Below are 19403 nucleotides of genomic sequence, written 5' to 3'. Positions count from 1 at the left end.
ATGGCCAACGACGGCCATCTCTCCGCAGGAGGATCGGTGTCGACCAGACCCTGGTTACGCATCACCGTCATCGCCGCCGCGACCGCGGCGCTCGCCCTTCCGCTGCCGGGAATCGCCCAGAGCGAACCCGGCGCCCAGCCCCCCAAGGCCCACGACTTCCAGGCCGAACAGGGCGCCAAGCCCGACCTGGACAACCGGCGCGGCAGCGTCGCGCCCCCGGCCTCGCTCTCCAGGTCGGCGGCGAGCGCCGCGACGATCCGGTGGAACGCCCTCGGCACCCCCGCCGTCGTCACCGGCTCCGCTCCCCTCGCCGAGGGCCTCGGCACCGACCCCGAACAGGCCGCGCGGGCCTATCTCAAAGCGAACGAGAACCTCTTCGGCCTCTCCGGCGAGGCGGTGGACGCGCTGGAGAAGATCGCCGTCAACCCGATAGGGGACGGGTACGCCGTACTGCTCAGGCAGAGGTTCGGCGACCTGCCCGCGGGCGTGGACGGGCAGGTCGCGGTCGGCGTGAAGGACGGCAAGGTCCTGCACGTCACCTCGACGCTCTCCCGCTCCTCCGAGGCCCCTCCCGCCGCCAGGCTCACCGAGCAGCAGGCGCTGGAGATCGCGGCCAGGGACGGCGGGATCGACCTGGCCACGGCCACCGTCAAGAAGGCCACCGCCACGGCGGTGCCCGCCCCCGACGGGACGCACAACGCGTTCCAGGTCGTCCTGATCGGCGGCGGCGAGGGTGAACCGGCCGCGTACACCACACACGTCGACGCGGTCAGCGGCGAGATCCTGACCCGCGAGAACCTGGTGGACCACCACAGCGCGCCCGACGACCCCACCTGGAAGGCGTTCCCCGCCAACCCGCCGGGCGACTACTCCTCCACCGACACCCGCAAGACCTGGTGCCCCGCCGCGGGCCCCGGCTGCGACCTGGTCGGGGCCGACCCGGCCACCGGCAAGGCCTGGGACCTGACCCACGCCACGGACACCTCGACGAGCACCAGCGTCGGCAACGCCGCCAAGACCGTGGAGAACCGCGCCAGCGGCGACGCGTTCTCGGTGGGCACCCGGAGCAACGTGGCCACGCCGAACCGCCAGTACGCCTATCCGTGGACCAACAGGTGGTACACCGCCAAGTGTGACCCGGCGGCGCTGGACGAGCCCGGCGAGGCCGACCTCGAAGCCGCCATGACCAACCTGCACGTCATGCACAACCGCATGCACGACTGGTCCTACCGGCTCGGGTTCACCGAGACCGCCTGGAACATGCAGAACGACAACGGCGGGCGCGGCGGTCTCGGCGGCGACCCCGAGCAGGGCAACGCGCAGGCGGGTGCCCGGGTGCTCAGCGTGCGCGACAACGCCAACCAGATCACCGGTCCCGACGGGATCGCCCCCATCACCAACATGTACCTGTGGCAGCCGATCGCGGGCTCGTTCTACTCCCCCTGCGTGGACGGCGACTACGACATGTCGGTGATCGGGCACGAGTACACCCACGCGATCTCCGGCCGCATGATCGCCGGCCCGAACGCCGGGTGGAGCGGCGCCCAGGCCGGGGCCATGAACGAGAGCACCTCCGACCTGTTCGCGATGGAGTATCTCGCCGAGTACGGCTTCCGCCCCGCGGGCGACACCCCTTCCGTCACCGGCGGCTACGTCACCGGCGACAAGAAGGCGGGCATCCGCAACTACGACATGGCCACCTCACCGCTGAACTACAGCGACATCGCCTACGACCTCGTCGGCCAGCAGGTGCACGCCGACGGCGAGATCTGGTCGGCGACCCAGTACGACGTGCGCAAGGCGTTCCTGAAGAAGTACGGCGAGGGCACCCCGGCCAAGCAGAAGGCGTGCGCCGACGGCCAGACCCCGCTCGACCAGTGCCCGGGCAACCGCCGCTGGGCGCAGGTCTCCTTCGACGCGCTGCTGCTGATGGCCTCCGGCGCGGTCAGCTACGTCGACCACCGCGACGCGCTGCTCGCGGCCGACGCCATCCGGTTCGGCGGCGCCAACCAGGCGATCATGTGGCGGGCGTTCGCCGAGCACGGCCTCGGCCAGGGTGCGGCGAGCACCGGGCCGAACGACCCCGATCCGACGCCGAGCTTCGTCGACCCCACCGGGAAGAACGGGAAGCTCCAGCTCAAGCCGTTGGCCGAGGCCAAGGACGCGGCGCTTCGGCTGTACGTCGGCGACTACGAGGGCCGCGTCGTGCCGGTGGCCGACACCGACCCGGCGACCGAGCTCGGCGACACCGTCGAGATGACCCCGGGGGTCTACGACTTCGTGGTCGTGGGCAACGGGTTCGGGCACACCCGGGTGAAGCACGCGGTGCTGCCCGGCGTGAAGCTGCCGCTGCCGCTGGCGGTGCCGAAGAACGTCGCCTCCGCGGCGCTCGGCGCCACGGCGACGGGTGACGGCGTCAACCACGGCAAGCTGATCGACGAGACCGAGGCGACGAACTGGGCCTCGCTCACCGGACCGGTCAAGGGTAAGACCGTCACCGTGGACCTGGCCGGGACCGCCCCGGTGAAGGTCCGCCGGGTGCAGGTCAGCGCCATGCTCCGGCCCAGCGTCAACGACTCGGCCGACCCCGGTGGCCAGAACCGCTTCAGCGCCCTGCGCGCCTTCGAGGTCCTGGCCTGCGACGCCACCAAGAAGGACTGTTCCTCGCCCGCGTCCTTCTCGGTCGTCTACACCAGCCCCGCCGACGCCTTCCAGACCCGCCTGCCGCGCCCCCGGGGCGCCGACCTGCTCATCAAGTCCTTCAAGATCCCGACGACCACCGCGACCCACCTGACCCTGCGGGCCGTCTCCACCCAGTGCACCGGCAACCCGCTCTACGCCGGTGAGCAGGACGCCGACCCCAACTCCGCCACCGACTGCGGCACCGCCAGCCCCGCCAGGGACCAGCTGCGCGCCGCCGAGTTCCAGGCCTTCACCCGCTAAGTGATCGAGTCCAAGGGGAATCAGTGATCGTAGGTGGTCCGTGAGCGCGGTGCGGCCTGGCCGGTGGTGTGGTCGTGCCACGAAACGGCGGTCAGCGCGAGAAAACATCGCGGGATGCGGATGATCACTCCCTCAGGAGTACGACCACTGTGGCGTTCCAGGTCGAGTCGGCCCTTCACGGTCTGATCGACCGACTCGACCTGACGCAACGGTGTGCACGACCGCGGCCCGCTCGCGAAGGTTCGTCCTCGCGGGCGGGCCGCGGCAGATCACTCCCCGAAGAAGCCGGAGCGCCGGCGGACAAGCCCAGGTCCTGGGGCTACCCAGGCCGCGACGAGCCCATGGTTCGTCTCCTGCTCACAGACCCGTGCGGGAAGGATCGGATCAGACGTGGGTGACCAGGAGGGTCACGCCGGCCTCGCCGCCGCAGTCGACGAAGACGGGGCCGACACCATTGCCGATCTTGTGGGAAAGGGTCGCCTTGGCCACGAATCCCTTCGGGTTGTCGTCGATGATACGGATGTTCTCCAGCGACGGCACGCCGCCATACGCGCCGCTGACCACGGCCTTGAGCCCCTTACCCCCGCCGCAGTGGCCGGTGATCGTCAGCTCCTCGCCTCGCTTGGCGGTGGGGTTGGGGCTGACCTGGACGACGGCCCTGGCCCCCTTCGGCGGCTTCGGCGCCGCCGCCTCGGCTGCGATCTTGCCGGTCGCGCCGACCTTGTCGCTGGCGAACGCGCTGCCGGCACCCAGTCCGAGAACCCCGACCGTCAAGCTCGCCCCGACGATCGCAGCGATCATTTTCTTGTTCACGGTGGCTCCTTTGTGAAAGTCTCTCCGGCCCGTACGGCCGTGATGATCCCTTGTCGTTTCGGGATCTACTCGGTGAGTAGCCGGCGGGACCGCCGTGGGTTCTCATCTGGTTGGACTGTGACATGGATCACGACCGGATAGGGTCCGGCGGTGACCGCGACGGCCACGGTGGGCGTCGCCGGAACCGTGTCGGCCGGCCCAGGCCGACCACCCGCGCGGAGGTTCGCCCGCACCCCTCCCCGTGACCGATGTTCAGAGGTGGTGGCACAAAGGCATGGCCGCGGAGAGCGGACGAGGGGGTGCGCGCCCGGTTCGTGACAGCCGAGACGGACACCCTGGCAACCGTGCTCTAGGTGCGTGTGGACGATCTGCTGAGGGCTGCGCCCGATCTACGCCCGTGCCGGCCCGGGACCACCCTGGCCCCGACACGGCGGCTTGCGTGACCGCGCGGTCCGCGGGCTGGTGTCCGGCGTTGAGGCGCGCTCCGGACGGTCACATCGGCTTAGGCCCTGTCCTGCGGACCTTTTGCCTACTGCGGTCGGTCAGGCGGCGCCTCGCCGCGTTGTCGTCGGTCACCGCAGCACGCTGCGGCTCCCTCCTCCGCCTTGCGAGACACCACCTGACCGATCCTCGCCACGGCAAGATCCGCAGGACAGGGCCTAGATCGGGTGGACCGGCTGGACGTCCGGTCCGGCCACCGGCACGATCTCCGGGGCGCCGAGGCGGATGGCGTCGGCCTCCTGGTCGGTGTCCTGTTCCTGGGAGAGTCGCTCCGACTCGACGCGCTTGGTGTAGTACTCCACCTCACGCTTGATCTGCTCGGCGTCCCAGCCCAGCGGCCCGGCGAGCAGCTGGGCGGCCTCCTCGACCACGGCCACGCCGCGGTGGAAGGTCTCGATCGAGATGTGCGTGCGCCGGGTCAGCACGTCGTTCACGTGCCTGGCCCCCTCGTGGGTGGCCGCGTAGACCACCTCCGCCCGGAGGTAGTCGTCCGCTCCGGCCAGCGGTTTGGCCAGCGACGGGTCCCGCTCGATCAGCTCCAGCACCTCGTCGATCATCGAGCCGTACCGCTGGAGCAGGTGTTCGATCCTGGCCACGTGCAGCCCGGAGGAGTGGGCCAGCCGCTGCCGGGAGTTCCACAGCGCCTGGTAGCCCTCGGCCCCGGCCAGCGGAACGCGGTCGGTGCAGGAGGGCGGGACCCGCTGGTCCAGGCCGTGCGCCACCGCGTCCACCGCATCCTTCGCCATAACGCGATATGTCGTGTATTTCCCTCCGGCCACCATGACCAGCCCCGGGACCGGGTGGGCCACCACGTGCTCGCGGGAGAGCTTGGAGGTCTCCTCGGACTCCCCCGACAGCAACGGGCGCAGCCCCGCGTAGACGCCCTCGACGTCCTCGTGGGTGAGCGGGACCGAGAGCACCTCGTTCACGTGGTCGAGGATGTAGTCGATGTCCGACCGCGACGCCGCCGGGTGTGCCCGGTCCAGCTCCCACGCGGTGTCGGTGGTGCCGATGATCCAGTGACGGCCCCAGGGGATGACGAACAGCACCGACTTCTCGGTGCGCAGGATGATCCCAGTGAGCGAGTGGATCCGGTCGCGCGGCACCACCAGATGGATGCCCTTGGAGGCGCGCACGTGGATCTGCCCGCGCCCGCCGACCAACTCCTGGATGTCGTCGGTCCACACGCCGGTGGCGTTGACCACCTGGCGGGCCCGTACGTCCAGCTCACGGCCGCTTTCCAGATCACGCACCCGGACGCCGGTGACCCGCTCCCCCTCGCGGAGGAAGCCCACCACCTGCGCCCGCGAGGCGACGTTGGCCCCGTAGGTGGACGCGGTCCGCAGCATGGTCATGACGTAGCGGGCATCGTCGACCTGGGCGTCCCAGTACTGCACCGCGCCGGAGAACGCCGACTTCCGCAGCGCGGGCGCGAGCCGCAGCGCCCTGGTACGCGACAGGTGCCGATGGCCGGGCACGCCCCGGGTGAGGCCGGCGGAGAAGCCCATCGTGTCGTACAGCACCAGGCCCGCGCCGACATAGGGCCGCTCCCAGCCCGTGTGCTTGAGCGGGAACAGGAAGGGCACCGGCCGCACCAGGTGCGGGGCGATCCGTTGCAGCAGCAGGGCCCGCTCCTGGAGCGCCTCCCTGACCAGCTCGAAGTTGAGCTGTTCCAGGTAGCGCAACCCCCCGTGGATGAGCTTGGAGGATCTGGACGAGGTGCCCGAGGCGAAGTCGCGCGCCTCCAGCAGCCCGACCGACAACCCCCGGGTCGCCGCGTCCAGCGCGACCCCCGCTCCGACGACTCCGCCTCCGATCACCACCACGTCGAGTTCCTCGGCGCTCAGCTGCGCCAGTGCGGCGGACCGCTCGGCAGGACCGAGCCGTGCGGTGCCCATTCGCGCCGTCATCCTGCAACCCCCTGGGGTGCGACTTGTCGCCTTACGCGGTATATCTACCCATCTACCCTAGGCACCATTACTGACCAGTAGGAAGCGGCGGACGAGATTCACGCTATATCCCCATTTACATTGGGAAAACGATCCTCAAAGTTCGATTGAACCCCGGGCCGAGGCCGACGCTACCCACCTGGCGTGGACGGGGGAACCGAGAGGATGGCACCGCGCTGGTTCGGCGCCGCACGTCGGCGTGCCGGCACGCGGGAGGACGACACCTGCGTGCTGGCCAGGGTGGCCGACGGCGACGCGGGCGCGCTGACCGAGCTGTACGAGCGGTACGCCAGGCCGCTGTTCGCCTTCATCTACCGGCTCGCCGGGGATCGGGGCACGGCCGAGGAGATCCTCCAGGACACGCTGCTGGCCGTGTGGCGCTCGGCGGGCACCTACCAGAGCCGCTCCAGCGTCAGCACCTGGCTGTTCGGGGTGGCGCGCAGGCAGGCGCACAACCGACTGCGCGGCGTCCCGCCTCCCCTGGCGGCCGAACCGTCCGACGGGGCCGATCCGCTGCCGGGCCCCGAGGAGCTGGCCGTGGGCGACGACCGGGTGCGGGCGGCGCTGGCCCGGCTGCCGCTGGCCCAACGCGAGGTGGTAGTACTCGCCTTCCTCGACGACCTGAGCCACCGGGAGATCGCCGAAGTGCTGGAAATCCCGGTCGGCACGGTGAAAAGCCGCCTGCACCACGCCCGAGCGACCCTGAGGGGGTGCCTCGATGAACAACCGTCCTGAGCCAACAGAACCCCACGACCGGCCCCAGCTCGCGGAAATCCACGACTGGCCCGAGCTGCGGGAGATCCGCGACGACATCCCGCCGCCGCCCGGCCCCGAGATCGTGCGCGCCGCCCTGATGAGGGCCGCTCTCGACGGCTTGGAGGCCCCGGCCGCGCCGGAGCCGTCAGGGGTGTCACGGGCGTCACGGCCATCGCAGAGGACCTCGTCACCACACCTGGAAGCGGCCGTACGGGGGCTGCACAGGGCGCGGGCCCTGCTGGCGATGGAGGCCCGGCTCGTGCACCCGATGATCTGGCTGGTCTCCGTGGTGACCGTGGTGATCAGCGTGTTCTTCACCCTGACCAAGGGCCCGGACGCGGGGCCCCTGCTCGCCCTCGCCGCCTCGCTGATCGCCATGGTCGGCGCCGCCGCATCGTACGGCCCCGGGCACGACGACGCCTTCGAACTGGTCGCCGTCACGCCGACGTCACCGCGCGTCATCCTGCTGGCCCGGGTGACACTGGTGTTCGGCTACGACCTGGTTCTGGCGCTGGCCGCCTCGACGGTGCTGTCATCGCGGGGGGCCGCCCCCGCGGGGCTGACGTCGCTGATCATGTCGTGGCTGGGGCCCATGGTGCTGCTCGCGGCGTTCACCCTGTTACTCTCGGTGTGCTGGAACCCTACCGGCGCGATGAGCAGCGGGTTGGCCGTGTGGACTGCCTACGCCCTGTGCACCACCACCGAACTTCCCGTGATCGACGTCTTCCGACCCCTCTGGACGACCACCCCGGCCACGGTCGCCCTCGCCCTGGCCCTCCTCCTGGCCGCCGTGATCGCGGCGGGCACGGGTGAGCCGATCCGCCGCGCCCGCGCGACCCACCGGCCATGACTTCCCGCCTTCGCGCTCACGGCGGAAACGCTCACGGTGAAGATCAGATGAACCGATCCGGCGTACCCACGCTACTCACCGGTCATGAGATCACTCGACCTCTGGTCGCACGAGATAAAAAGGGCCGGTCCCGCGGCCCTGCTGGCCCCACCGGTCCTCGTCCTGCTCATCGTGCTTCTCGTCGCCTTCGGCACGCGGCTCGGGTCCCGGGAGGGGAACACCGTGCTGTTCCTGATGACGATCCTGGAAACGGGGGTCCCGCTCCTGCCCGGCATCGCCGCCGCCTCGCTGATCGGCCGGGACCGCGCGGTGGAGCTGCAGCTCACCCTGCCCAGGGGATACCGCTCGACCCTGCTGCGCCGCCTGGCCGTGCTGGTCGGCTGGACGGCCCTCTGCGCCCTGATCGCCTCGGCGCTGCTGATCGTCACCGGCTGGTGGGACCTGCTGCCCGCCGCGTCCCACGGCCTGGCCGGGCAGCTCGCCTGGCTGTCCCCCATGCTCTGGCTGACGGCCCTGGGCCTGCTCGCCTCGGCCACGCTCCGCAGCGCCTCCGCCGCCACCGCGATCATCTCGTTCGTCTGGTTGTTCGAACACATGCTCGCATATCTCTTCCAGGAGAACCTGATGCTCCGGCTGCTCCACATGTTCGCCACCACGTACGGGACAGTGCCCGGCGACTGGCTGCCCAACCGGCTGACTCTGCTGGCGACCGCTCCGCTGCTCGCCGCCGCGGCCTGGCCGCTGCTCGGCGACGCCGAACGGATCCTCGGAGGTGAGGCCGCATGATCGCGACCTTCCGCTACGAGTTCCGCATGCAGATCCGCCGCCGCGTCCTGTGGATCGTCTACGGGCTGACCTACGCGGTGATCGTCATCACCCTCAACCCGGCGTATGTGGATCTGCAGCGGGGCGCCGACAGGGACGACCCGACGACGGCCATGATCGTGTCGGCCGACCTGCTCATGCTCCTGCTGCCCATCGTCTACGGATGCCTGCTCGCCGACCGGCTCGTCCGTGACCGGCGGCTCGGCGTCGTCGGGGTCCTGGACGCGACCCCGACCGCTCCCACCGCCCGGTTGATCGGCAAGTATCTCGGCACGTGCGCGGCCACCGCCGTACCGTTCGCACTCGCCTATTTCGGCCGGGCCGTGGTCTACGCGATCGTCGAGGGCGAGCCCTCCGCATTGGGCTGGGCGGTGGCGGTCTTCGTGACGACCACCGTCCCCGCGCTGCTCTTCGTCGGAGCGCTCGCCCTGGCCGGTCCGCTGTTGATGCCGCCGATGCTGTTCCAGGTGCTGTTCGTCGTCTACTGGTTCTGGGGAAACCTCATCCCTCCCAGGATGATGCCCACCCTGGCCGACACCATCCTCTCGCCCAACAGCCAGCACGTGGCCTACGGCCTCCTCGGCTACAGGCCGGCGCAGCAACCACCGAACGTCCTCGTGGAACCCGACTACTACACCTACGGCCCCGTTTCCGAAGCCGCGCTGAACTTCCTGCGGCCCGAAGCCGACGCGGCCGTCGCCCTCCTGTGGATAGGCGTGATGCTCGTGCTCGCGGTCTTCGTCCTCTCCCTCGCCCGTCTCCACGCCACCCGGACGGAGTCCTGACATGCGCATCGAGATCTCCCGCCTGACCAAGACCTACAGGGGCGGCGTGCACGCCCTCGACGGGCTCGACCTCGACGTGCCGACCGGCATGTACGGGCTGCTCGGTTCCAACGGGGCGGGCAAGACCACGCTCATGCGCATCCTGGCCGGGCTGCTCAAGCCCACCTCGGGGACGGTCCGTATCGGCGGGCACGACATCGCCACCGCCGACGGACGTCTCGCCGTCCAGCGGACGCTCGGCTATCTCCCCCAGGACCTCGGCGTCTACCCCGACCTGACCGCACGGCAGTTCCTGGACTACATCGCCCTGCTCAAGGGGATCGACTCCCGCCCCGCCCGGCGACGCCGGATCGGCGAGCTGCTGGAGGTGGTCTCCCTCACCCAGGACGCCGACCGCAGGCTCAAGGGCTACTCCGGCGGCATGCTGCGCCGGGCCGGCATCGCCCAGGCGCTGCTCGCCGACCCCCGACTGCTCATCGTGGACGAGCCGACCACCGGCCTGGACCCCGAGGAGCGAATCCGCTTCCGCACCCTGCTCTCCCAGCTCGCCGGCGACCGCACGGTCCTGCTCAGCACACACATCGTCGAGGACGTGGCCCAGACCTGCCGCTACCTCACGGTGCTCACCAAGGGACGCCTGGCCTTCACCGGGGACGTCGGCGAACTGGTCTCCCAGGCCGACCACCGGGTGTGGACCCTGACCACCCCCGGCCCCGCCCCCTCGCACGGCAGGGTCGTGGCCGCCGTCCCCGAGGGCACCGGAATGCGCTACCGGCTCATCGCCGCCACCGCCCCCGACCCCTATGCCCGCCCGGCCGAACCGACCCTGGAGGACGGCTACCTGGCCCTGATGGAAACCGGCCGCTGACGCCCTGTTCCCTCAGTAGGCGGACAAGCTCGGCCGGACCGCGGTCAGCGGAGCCGGTCGCGCAGGCGCGCGCACTCACGGGCGAAACGGCTGCCGCAGTCGCCGGCCGACCGCGACCACGCGGTCGACCGGCGCCCCGGCCCTGTGCTCGGTGACCAGGTCACGCACCTCCTGCCAGGCGGTCACGGGGCCACCTCTACGGCGGTGCGGGCGACGATCCTGGCGGCCAGCACGTGTTTGCACGGCCCGCGCGAGCCGCGATGGTCCCACCACCACGGGCAGGTGCACGACCCCTCGGCCAGACCGACCTCGCGCACTCCCCCCTCGGTCCGCACCCGCGCCGAGTCACCGTCGATCTGTACGGCACCGGCCTCGACCAGCGCCCTCGCGGCGGTCAGCCGGGGGTTGAGGTGCTGCACGTGCTCCCTGTCATAGGGCAGCTCGCGGTGGAAGTGCGCGGCCTCGGCCAAGTCGTAGCCGACCCGGCCGGCCGTACCGAGCTGGGTGAGCGCGGCGCGGACCCGCGTGGTGGACAGACCGGCACGGTCGGCCAGCAGGCCGATCTCCACCTCGGGCTCGAAGTTGAGCAGCATGCCCACCAGATCGGCGTCGGCCTCGGCCTCGTCGGTCGCGAGATCGGCCAGCACCGCGCCCTCTCCGGAGAAGCCGCGCCAGCGCTGCGGCGACAGGGCGAGCGTGTAGCGCATCCCCGGCAGTTCGAGCTCCCATGCGCTCGACGCGGCGTCGCCGGTCTCGGCCGGACCGTACACCCTGAGGCTCTTGGCGAAGCGGAGCAGGGGCAGCAGCGTCGCCAGGCGTCCCACGCCGGACAGGCACACCGCTCCCGCGCCGGGCCGGTCACCGACCCGCAGGTCACGGCCCGCGGGAACGACCCAGAGATCGGCCGTCGCCCGCTTGGGCAGGGAGCGCAGGAACCGCACCGCGCTCATACCCGCCAGCTCGGCCCTCAGGTCCATACCCGCCGCGATCACCTGCACCTCGGCGAAGCCCCGCAGCCACCGCTCGGGCAGCGGCACCTTCTTCTCCACCACCGCGCCGTCGAGCGTCGTCACCGTCAGCTCGTCGGCGCCGACGCCGAGGTGGAGCGGGTCGCGCGCGCCCACCCTGGCCAGCGCCTCGCGGAGCGGCCCGTTGACGTCGACGTTGGTCGTCCCCCTGTCGAACACCTCGCCGTCCAGGGCACCGTCGAGCACGTCGAGCCGGGCGTAGACCCCGCCGCAGGCGGAGAACGACTCGAACCGGAGCCGGTCACCGCCGCACGTCACGACCGGGTCGCGGGTCCACCCCGGACGCGGCTGGTGGTAGCGGGTGAGGGCCACGTCGGCTATGCCCAGCAGGGCCGCGGCCGCGGGCGCCGCCTGCGTCACCATCCCGCTGAAGAACCTGGGCGCGAGAGCGGGGCCGCTGAGGGCTCTGCCACCGGACGTCGACAACCCCAGACGCCCGTCTACCAAACTGGAAGGCGCGGCGTAACTGTACGCCTGCGTCGCACTTGTCATGGGCCGGACACTAGAGATCGTCTCCGACAAAAATGCCGCTGCCGGCGCAGATCCCATCATGATCCCAAAGCGTCACCGGATCACCGACCCCGGCAAGGCTGTTCACCATCAGGAGCGCTACTGGACGGCACCCTGCCGGGCGGAACGCCTTGTGCTGGAGCGCCGATCGTGCCGCGCGGCACCGCAGCACCGAGGCCAGAGCATCGCTGGTCGCCGCGGGCGACACCGGGACCGCGGAGATCACTGCCGCTCCCCGTCCGGGCGCCGAGGAGCATTCCGCGTCGGCTTGGCCAGAAACGAGGAGCGGCCGAGGATGACGATGCCGGTCACCAACGCGATCAAGCCGGCCACCACCGCCGCGAGCGCCTCCGGAGTGACCCGCAGACGCTCGGAGAAGATCGCCACGCCCAGCACGATCCCGGTGATCGGCTCGGCGGCCGTGGTGGCCGGCAACGAGATCCGGAGCGGGGCGGCGTCGAACGCGCTCTGGTTGAGCAGCAGCCCCACCACGGCGACGCAGGGCAGCAGGTACAGCTGCCAGGTACCGGCCGGGTTCAGCCCGTTGGCCAGCGTGAGCAGGGAGCTGCGCGTCAGCACGTCCTGCAGCCCGTACAGCACCCCGGCGGCTGCCGCCAGCAACATCGCCTTGACATGCAGGGAACGCCGCAGACCGAACAGGACCAGCCCGCCCGCCACCACGATCACCGAAAGCACCGCCAGCCACCGCATGGAACCCGGTTCAGGCAGAGTCCCGCCATGGGGCCGACCGCCGTACAGGAACAGCGCCACTCCTCCGCCCACCAGCAGCGCGCCCAGCTGTAGCATGCGGCCGAACGGCTCCTGGTAGATGACATGGGCCGCGGTCAGCGCGAACAGCAGGTTCATCGCCAGTAGCGGCACCACCTTCGCCACGTCCGCCTCCCGCAGCGCGAGGGCGCCGAGGATCTGGCCGCAGAGCATCAGCCCGACCCCGGCCAGCCACAACGGCGTGCGGATGAGGTCCAGCAGCAGGCGCAGGCGCAGCATGTCCTCCAGGGGCTGGCGGTACGCCGCATGCTGCTGTGCGACGAAGCCTAGGCCGAGAAGGCACGCCGCACCCAGCGAGATCGCGATGACCACAAGCGGTGACCTGTTTCGATGTCCGGTCCGACAGAAGGGGCACCAGGCGGTGAAGGCGTTCCCCGCACCCTGACCACCAGTGCCCACTACGTGAGTGCTCCGGCCCGGCAGGCTGGCGCTGAGCGGGCCCTCGAACAAGCCTTTCCCCGAACTCCGGCCCCCTATCCGGCCCGCCGGACTTTCACTCGGGCTTGAGCTCCGGTCACCGGAGCCGGCTACGGCCCCGGCCGCGACACCTTCGGGCCGGGGAGCGCGTCAATGGTCCGGACCTCGCCCCTCGAACGGGCTCGCCGAGACCCGCGATCACCTCCTGAACACGCTCTGGGCCGGATCCGATTTTCGGATCAGCGGGTCCTGCCACGACCCGTGTCCGTCATTCGTTCGGAGGCGGTCGCGGTAGCGACGTCGCGGGGAGCGGAGACCCTCGGGGGCGACATCCAGAAGATCAGGCGCGGTGCAGGACCACGTAGCCTTCGCGGTCGTAGACGACCCGGTAGCCCTGGCTCCTCAGTTCGTCGATGTGCTGGCGTTGGCGGTCGAGTGAGGCCCAGGGGTAGGCGGCGCGGGCGGTGTCGGCGACGATCCAGGGGGCGGTAGGGGGTCTGTCCTCCCACAGCAGGACGGTGGTGCGGGCGGACAGGCGGGGGCCCACGTGGTTGACGGCCTCGACGACCACGCCGGAGGGCACGGCCGCGACCGCCTGCTCGGCCGCGACCACGTCGGGCTGTTTCTCGTAGAAGGAGGGCCTGATGAGCTGGTCGAAGGGGAATCGTGGGACGAGGGTGAGCGCGACGACACAGACCGCGGCCGCCCAGAGCAGCGACGCGCCGCGCTCGCTCAGGCCGGGTTCGCGACGTCGTGCCCAGCGGATCACCCGGGCGGCTCCGTCGACCCCCGCGCAGAACAGGACGGCCACCGTGATGGCGCTGTGATGGAAGTCGGTCACCCACCACTGCGCGCGGTCGGAGAGCATCCGCTCCAGCAACTGGGGGAGGGCGATCAGCGTCAGCGGGGAGAACAGGCAGGCCAGCAGGGTCGGCCACAGCAGGAAGGCCAGCGTGTCGAGCTTGACCTGCGGGCTGAAGAGGCTGCCGAGGACGCCCAGCGGGTCGCTGAGGACGTGCACGACCACCGCGGACATGTTGCCACCGAGGTGGCCGTACGCCCAGTACATGGTGGAGTCGCCGCCCACGGACGGGATGAGGATGGCGAGGACGAGACCGGTGTACGCCAGACCGACCCCCATGTACATGACCCCGTACACGACCCCGTGCAAGGTCCCGTGCCGGCGTCGCATCTGGAGCAGTACGTACCCGCCGAACCCGACGAGCATCAGCCCCATGTCCTCCTTGACCAGTAGCAGTGCCGCCGCCGCCAGCGCGGTGTGGCCGTGCCTGCCGGCGCTGAAGCGTTCGATCATGAGGGCGGTGAGCAGCGGGGCGAACGCGGCCTCGTGGAAGTCGAAGTTCACCGCCCTCGCGATCGGCCAGGACAGCGCGTAGGCGACGGCGACCAGGTAGGCGGGGCCGATGCCGAGCGTCCGCCGGGTGAACAGCCACAGCGGCGGTATGGCCAGCGCGAACAGCACCGCCTGGGCCACGATCAGCGTCTCGGGGCCGTCGTGCAGCCAGTACAGCGGGGCCAGCACCGCCAGGATCGGTGAGAAGTGCTCGCCCAGCTGCACGAAGTCCATGCCCAGACCGAGGTTGACGCCGCGTACCGGGCTGGTCGGGGCACCGAAGGAGGCGAAACCCCGCACCGCCTGGTCGAACAGCGTCAGGTCCATGCTGGTCGCCCGGAACAGGTCGTACCTGACCAGCCCCAGCAGGCAGTAGATCCCGGTGGCCGAGACGACCATGGCGGTCAGGGCGATCACGTGCCGCCTCCGTGCCGCCAGCCGGAGCGCCGTGGGGATCGCCCTGGGGATCGCCGACCGGAGGCTCGCCCGCTCGGCCGTGTCTGGCTGCAAGCCCACCTGTCTCGTCTCCAGCGTGCCGGGTACCAAAGTGATCAAAAGCTAGCATCCCGGACATTAGCTGGACACTGCCATATTTCGCTGTCCGCGTGACCGTCGGCCTCGGTGACAGCGGTTCACCACCCAGCCCGAGACGTCACCTCACACGTCAGGGGCGCTCGTTTCGAGCAGGCGGCCCTCGGACAGGCGTAGCCAGCGGTTCACGCCGATCTCGGCGAGGAACCGCTCGTCATGGCTGACCACCACGAAGGCGCCCTCGTACGAGCGCAGGGCGCCTTCCAGCTGGGCGACGCTGACCAGGTCGAGGTTGTTGGTCGGCTCGTCCAGCAGCAGCAGCCGGGGCGCCGGTTCGGCGCACAGGACGCAGGCCAGGGTGGCGCGCAGCCGCTCGCCACCGGAGAGCACCCCGACCGGAAGGTGAACGCGGGAGCCCCGGAACAGGAAGCGGGCGAGCAGGTTCATCCGCTCCGCCTCCGGCAGTCCCGGCGCGAACGCGGCCAGGTTCTCCGCCACGGTGCGGTCCAGATCCAGCAGGTCCAGCCGCTGGGACAGGTAGGCGACCCGGCCGTCGGCCCGCTTGGTCCCGCCGCCCTCCGACTCCAGCTCGCCGCCGATCACCCGCAGCAGGGTGGACTTGCCGGCGCCGTTGGGGCCGGTCAACGCGATCCGCTCGGGTCCCCGGATCGTCAGGTCGGCCCCCTGCCCGGCGAAAAGGGCCCGCTCACCGTGACGGACCTGCATCCGCTCGCCGAGGAAGACCATACGGCCGGCCGGGACGTTGGTCCCGGGCAGCTCCAGCGAGATCCTCTGCTCGTCGCGCAGGGCGCGGCCCGCCTCGTCGAGCCGGGCCCTGGCCCCGCTGACCCGCGCGGCGTGCGTCTCGTCCGCCTTCCCCGCCGACTCCTGGGCGTTCCGCTTCATCCTGCCGGAGACGATCTTCGGCAGACCGGCGTCCTTGAGGGTGCGGGCGGCGTTGCCGGCCCGGCGCGCGGCCCGCTCGCGGGCCTGCTGCATCTCCCGCTTCTCCCGTTTGACCTCCTGCTCGGCATTGCGGACGTTCTTCTCGGCGACCTCCCGTGCGGCGCGCACGGCCTCCTCGTAGAAGGTGAAGTTCCCGCCGTAGGAGCGGATCTCACCCCGGTCGAGCTCGGCGATGCGGTCCATCCGGTCGAGCAGTGCCCGGTCGTGGCTGACCAGCAGCAGGCAGCCGTTCCAGTCGGCGAGCACGTCGTAGAGCCTTCTGCGCGCGTCGAGGTCGAGGTTGTTGGTCGGCTCGTCGAGCAGCAGCACGTCGGGCCGCTTCAGCAGCTGTGCCGCCAGGCCGAGGGAGACGACCTGGCCACCGCTGAGGGTGTGCAGGCGCCGGGTGAGGGAGACGTCCCCGAGGCCGAGCCGGTCCAGCTGGGCGCGGGTGCGCTCCTCGATGTCCCAGTCGTCGCCGACGGTGGTGAAGTGCTCCTCGCTCGCGTCCCCGGACTCGATGGCGTCCAGCGCGCTGATCACCGGGGCGATCCCCAGGACCTCGGCCACGGTCAGGTCGCCGACCAGGGGCAGCGTCTGGGGCAGGTAGCCCGGCATCCCCCGTACCGTGACCGAGCCCGCGGACGGGCGAAGTTCACCGGCGATCAGCCTGAGCAGCGTGCTCTTGCCGGCGCCGTTGGGCGCCACCAGGCCGGTGTGCCCGGCGGGGACGGTGAACGAGAGGTCCTCGAACACCGGGGTGTCGTCGGGCCAGGAAAAGGACAGGTTGGAAACCACGATCAGGGCGTCGGACATCGAATCGCTTCCGCGTTCGGCCGGCACGGTGAGGACCGCCCGGCGAAATGGTCAGGGCACGAAGACATCACCGATCGGCGGCCCCGCGATGGGCGCGTCACCGATGGCGATGGGATCCGGTATCACCCGGAGATGTCTTCTTCGCCTGCCATGTCATGCTCCGTTCCGCCGTTACTGACCGACTACCTTATCAGCGGAGAGCCTTTCTCTCATCGTCGATAAATCAGGGGACCGGCGAACCGACGGCACCCCACGGTCGCGTCGGGGGCGGCTTCTGCCGGGGACCCGAGAGGATGGGGACCATGAGCATCACACTCGCTGACGCACGCATCGTGACCCCCGAAGGTGTCCACGGGGGCTGGCTCACCATTGAGGACGGCCGCATCACGCATGTGGGCCAGGGCTCCGCGCCGGGGCCAGGACTCGGGCTGGGCGGCCGGTATGTCGTGCCGGGTTTCGTGGACATCCACAACCACGGCGGGGCGGGCGGTTCCTTTCCCACCGGCGATCCGGAGCAGGCGAGCCGGGCCATCGAGCTGCACGCCAGGCACGGCACCACCACGCTGATGGCCAGCCTGGTCACCGCCTCCCTTGACGACCTGGCCGGGGCCGCCGCCGCCCTCGCCGACCTGTGCGAGGACGGCCTGCTGGCCGGGATCCATTTCGAGGGCCCCTACATCTCCGCGGCCCGGTGCGGCGCGCACAACCCGGCGCTGCTCCGCGACCCCTCGCCCCAGGAGCTCGCCGGACTGATCAAGGCCGGGCGCGGCCACGTGCGGATGGTCACCATCGCCGCCGAACTGCCCGGCGCGCTGGACACCGTACGGGAGGCGACGGCGAGCGGCGTGATCGCCGCCCTCGGCCACAGCGACGCCACCTACACCCAGACGATCGCCGGGATAGCGGCGGGCGGCAGCGTCGCGACCCATCTCTACAACGCGATGCCGCCGCTGCACCACCGCGACCCGGGGCCGATCGCCGCACTGCTCCAGGACGAGCGCGTCACGGTCGAGCTGATCAACGACGGCGTGCACCTGCACCCGGCCATGACCCGCCTGGCCTTCGAGGTCGCCGGTCCCGGCAGGACCGCGCTGATCACCGACGCGATGGCGGCGGCCGGGATGGGCGACGGCGTCTACGGGCTCGGCCCGATGAAGGTGGACGTGGTGGACGGGGTGGCCCGGCTGGCCGAGGGCGGCGCCATCGCCGGCAGCACCCTGACCATGGACGTCGCGTTCCGGCGGGCCGTGCGCGAGGTGGGCCTGTCACTGGCCGAGGCGTCCGAGATCGCCTCCCTGACCCCCGCCAGGGTGCTCGGCCTCGCCGACCGCCTGGGGTCCGTCTCGGTCGGCAAGCAGGCCGACCTGGTGGTGCTCACCGAGGAGCTGGAGGTCTCCGGCGTGATGCGCAGGGGCACCTGGATCGTCGAGCCCCGCTGAATCCCCCCACCGCCCGGATCCATCCGGCCGGAAGGCCGGTCCCGCAGCCGAGGCTCGGCGACCGGTGACAGCTGAGAAACGACGAACGCCCGGCCACCGGGCCGGGCGTTCGCGCGAGATCTCAGCCGGCCTGCGGGGCGACGACCACCTCGACCCGCTGGAACTCCTTGAGGTCGGAGTATCCGGCGGTGGCCATCGTGCGCTTGAGCGCGCCCATCAGGTTCATCGAACCGTCGGCCACCGAGGAGGGGCCGTGCAGGATCTGCTCCAGCGTGCCGATCGTGCCGAACTCGACCCGCTTGCCCCTGGGCAGCTCGGGGTGCTGCGCCTCCGACCCCCAGTGGAAGCCCTGGCCGGGGGCCTCGACGGCCCTCGCCAGCGGCGAGCCGACCATGACCGCGTCCGCGCCCACCGCGATCGCCTTGGCGATGTCGCCGGAGGTGCCCATGCCGCCGTCGGCGATGACGTGGACGTAACGGCCGCCGGACTCGTCCATGTAGTCGCGGCGGGCGGCGGCCACGTCGGAGATCGCGGTGGCCATCGGCACCGCCACGCCCAGCACCGTGCGGGTGGTGTGCGAGGCGCCGCCGCCGAAGCCGACGAGCACCCCGGCCGCGCCGGTCCGCATCAGGTGCAGCGCCGCGGTGTAGGTGGCGCACCCCCCGACGACCACGGGGACGTCGAGCTCGTAGATGAACTGCTTGAGGTTGAGCGGCTCGGCCCTGCCGGAGACGTGCTCGGCGGAGACCGTGGTGCCGCGGATCACGAAGATGTCCACGCCCGCGTCGATGACCGCCTTGTGGTACTGGACCGTGCGCTGCGGGGAGAGCCGGACCGCCGTGGCCACCCCGGCCGCGCGGATCTCCTCGATGCGGCGGCCGATCAGCTCTTCCTTGATCGGCGCGTTGTAGATCTCCTGCAGCCGCCTGGTGGCGGGCTCTCCCTTGAGCTCGGCCACCTCCTGCAGCAGCGGCATCGGGTCCTCGTACCGGGTCCACAGCCCTTCGAGGTCGAGCACGGCGAGACCGCCGAGCCTGCCGACCTCGATGGCGGTCTTCGGCGAGACCACGCTGTCCATCGGGCTCACCACGACGGGCAGCTCGAAGCGGTAGGCGTCGATCTGCCAGGCGATCGAGACCTCCTCCGGGTCGCGGGTACGACGGGACGGAACGATGCCGATATCGTCGAGCGCGTAGGCACGACGGCCGTTCTTGCCGCGGCCGATCTCCACCTGAGTCATATGTCTGTCTTTTCCGTTCCGTGGCGTGCATGGCGCACGCCACG

The 19403-nt window shown here is 70.9% G+C and carries 15 protein-coding genes and 1 pseudogene; 7 read left to right on the top strand and 9 right to left on the bottom strand.

The annotated features are described in order from the left end of the window. The first annotated feature begins 36 nt into the window (after positions 1-36). The gene (locus ABT061_RS01570; RefSeq protein WP_350911478.1) at positions 37-2943 is read left to right on the top strand and encodes a M36 family metallopeptidase; all 2907 of its coding nucleotides are present in this window, start codon (positions 37-39) and stop codon (positions 2941-2943) included. A gap of 20 nt (positions 2944-2963) precedes the next feature. Here ABT061_RS01570 and ABT061_RS48300 read toward each other — a convergent pair. The 3 genes and pseudogenes from ABT061_RS48300 to ABT061_RS01560 form a co-directional block, all read right to left on the bottom strand. Further along, positions 2964-3211: pseudogene (locus ABT061_RS48300) on the bottom strand (IS982 family transposase); the annotation flags it as partial. Between the two features lie 116 nt (positions 3212-3327). Further along, complete coding sequence (locus tag ABT061_RS01565) at positions 3328-3756, bottom strand: hypothetical protein (RefSeq protein WP_350911476.1); 429 nt, start codon at positions 3754-3756, stop codon at positions 3328-3330. 659 nt (positions 3757-4415) lie between these two features. After that, positions 4416-6167: a glycerol-3-phosphate dehydrogenase/oxidase gene (locus ABT061_RS01560; RefSeq protein WP_350911474.1), complete on the bottom strand. Its 1752-nt coding sequence runs from the start codon at positions 6165-6167 to the stop codon at positions 4416-4418. A 183-nt stretch (positions 6168-6350) separates the two neighbouring features. Between ABT061_RS01560 and ABT061_RS01555 the strand changes: the two genes are divergently transcribed. The 5 genes from ABT061_RS01555 to ABT061_RS01535 all read left to right on the top strand — a co-directional run bounded on the left by ABT061_RS01555 (position 6351) and on the right by ABT061_RS01535 (position 10290). Further along, positions 6351-6941, top strand: a complete 591-nt coding sequence (locus ABT061_RS01555) for an RNA polymerase sigma factor (RefSeq protein ID WP_350911472.1) — start codon at positions 6351-6353, stop codon at positions 6939-6941. Next, positions 6925-7812, top strand: coding sequence for a hypothetical protein (locus ABT061_RS01550; RefSeq protein WP_350911471.1), 888 nt, complete (start codon positions 6925-6927; stop codon positions 7810-7812). Before ABT061_RS01555 ends, ABT061_RS01550 begins: the two co-directional genes overlap by 17 nt. An 84-nt stretch (positions 7813-7896) precedes the next feature. Further along, positions 7897-8598 (top strand): hypothetical protein, encoded by a 702-nt coding sequence (locus tag ABT061_RS01545; protein WP_350911469.1) that lies wholly within the window; start codon positions 7897-7899, stop codon positions 8596-8598. Continuing rightward, complete coding sequence (locus ABT061_RS01540) at positions 8595-9422, top strand: ABC transporter permease (protein WP_350911467.1); 828 nt, start codon at positions 8595-8597, stop codon at positions 9420-9422. Before ABT061_RS01545 ends, ABT061_RS01540 begins: the two co-directional genes overlap by 4 nt. Before the next feature lies 1 nt (position 9423). Next, the gene (locus tag ABT061_RS01535) at positions 9424-10290 is read left to right on the top strand and encodes an ABC transporter ATP-binding protein (RefSeq protein ID WP_350911465.1); all 867 of its coding nucleotides are present in this window, start codon (positions 9424-9426) and stop codon (positions 10288-10290) included. Positions 10291-10472: 182 nt separating this feature from the next. On the opposite strand, the gene ABT061_RS01530 is transcribed toward ABT061_RS01535, so the two are convergent. From ABT061_RS01530 to abc-f, 5 genes are all read right to left on the bottom strand, one after another. Next, complete coding sequence (locus tag ABT061_RS01530) at positions 10473-11810, bottom strand: SWIM zinc finger family protein (RefSeq protein ID WP_350911463.1); 1338 nt, start codon at positions 11808-11810, stop codon at positions 10473-10475. Positions 11811-11820: 10 nt separating this feature from the next. Next, complete coding sequence (locus ABT061_RS01525; protein WP_350911461.1) at positions 11821-12054, bottom strand: hypothetical protein; 234 nt, start codon at positions 12052-12054, stop codon at positions 11821-11823. Further along, positions 12051-13016 carry a DMT family transporter gene (locus ABT061_RS01520; RefSeq protein ID WP_502991313.1) on the bottom strand — a complete coding sequence of 322 codons (966 nt, stop codon included), beginning with the start codon at positions 13014-13016 and terminating at the stop codon, positions 12051-12053. The genes ABT061_RS01525 and ABT061_RS01520 overlap by 4 nt, the downstream gene beginning before the upstream one ends. A gap of 358 nt (positions 13017-13374) precedes the next feature. Beyond that, the gene (locus ABT061_RS01515; protein WP_350911457.1) at positions 13375-14904 is read right to left on the bottom strand and encodes a DUF2079 domain-containing protein; all 1530 of its coding nucleotides are present in this window, start codon (positions 14902-14904) and stop codon (positions 13375-13377) included. A gap of 141 nt (positions 14905-15045) precedes the next feature. Then, positions 15046-16680, bottom strand: a complete 1635-nt coding sequence (gene abc-f, locus ABT061_RS01510; protein ID WP_350911455.1) for a ribosomal protection-like ABC-F family protein — start codon at positions 16678-16680, stop codon at positions 15046-15048. Between the two features lie 302 nt (positions 16681-16982). Between abc-f and nagA the strand changes: the two genes are divergently transcribed. Next, positions 16983-18119: an N-acetylglucosamine-6-phosphate deacetylase gene (gene nagA / locus ABT061_RS01505; protein ID WP_350911453.1), complete on the top strand. Its 1137-nt coding sequence runs from the start codon at positions 16983-16985 to the stop codon at positions 18117-18119. A gap of 121 nt (positions 18120-18240) precedes the next feature. Here the strand turns inward: nagA and ABT061_RS01500 are convergent, their stop codons facing one another. Continuing rightward, positions 18241-19359 carry a GuaB3 family IMP dehydrogenase-related protein gene (locus ABT061_RS01500; RefSeq protein WP_350911451.1) on the bottom strand — a complete coding sequence of 373 codons (1119 nt, stop codon included), beginning with the start codon at positions 19357-19359 and terminating at the stop codon, positions 18241-18243. Between the last annotated feature and the right edge of the window lie 44 nt (positions 19360-19403).

This window comes from Streptosporangium sp. NPDC002544 (assembly GCF_040295965.1).
Classification (GTDB): domain Bacteria; phylum Actinomycetota; class Actinomycetes; order Streptosporangiales; family Streptosporangiaceae; genus Streptosporangium.
Note: the sequence above shows the minus strand (reverse complement) of the source record. Positions and strands in the feature narration are given on the sequence as shown.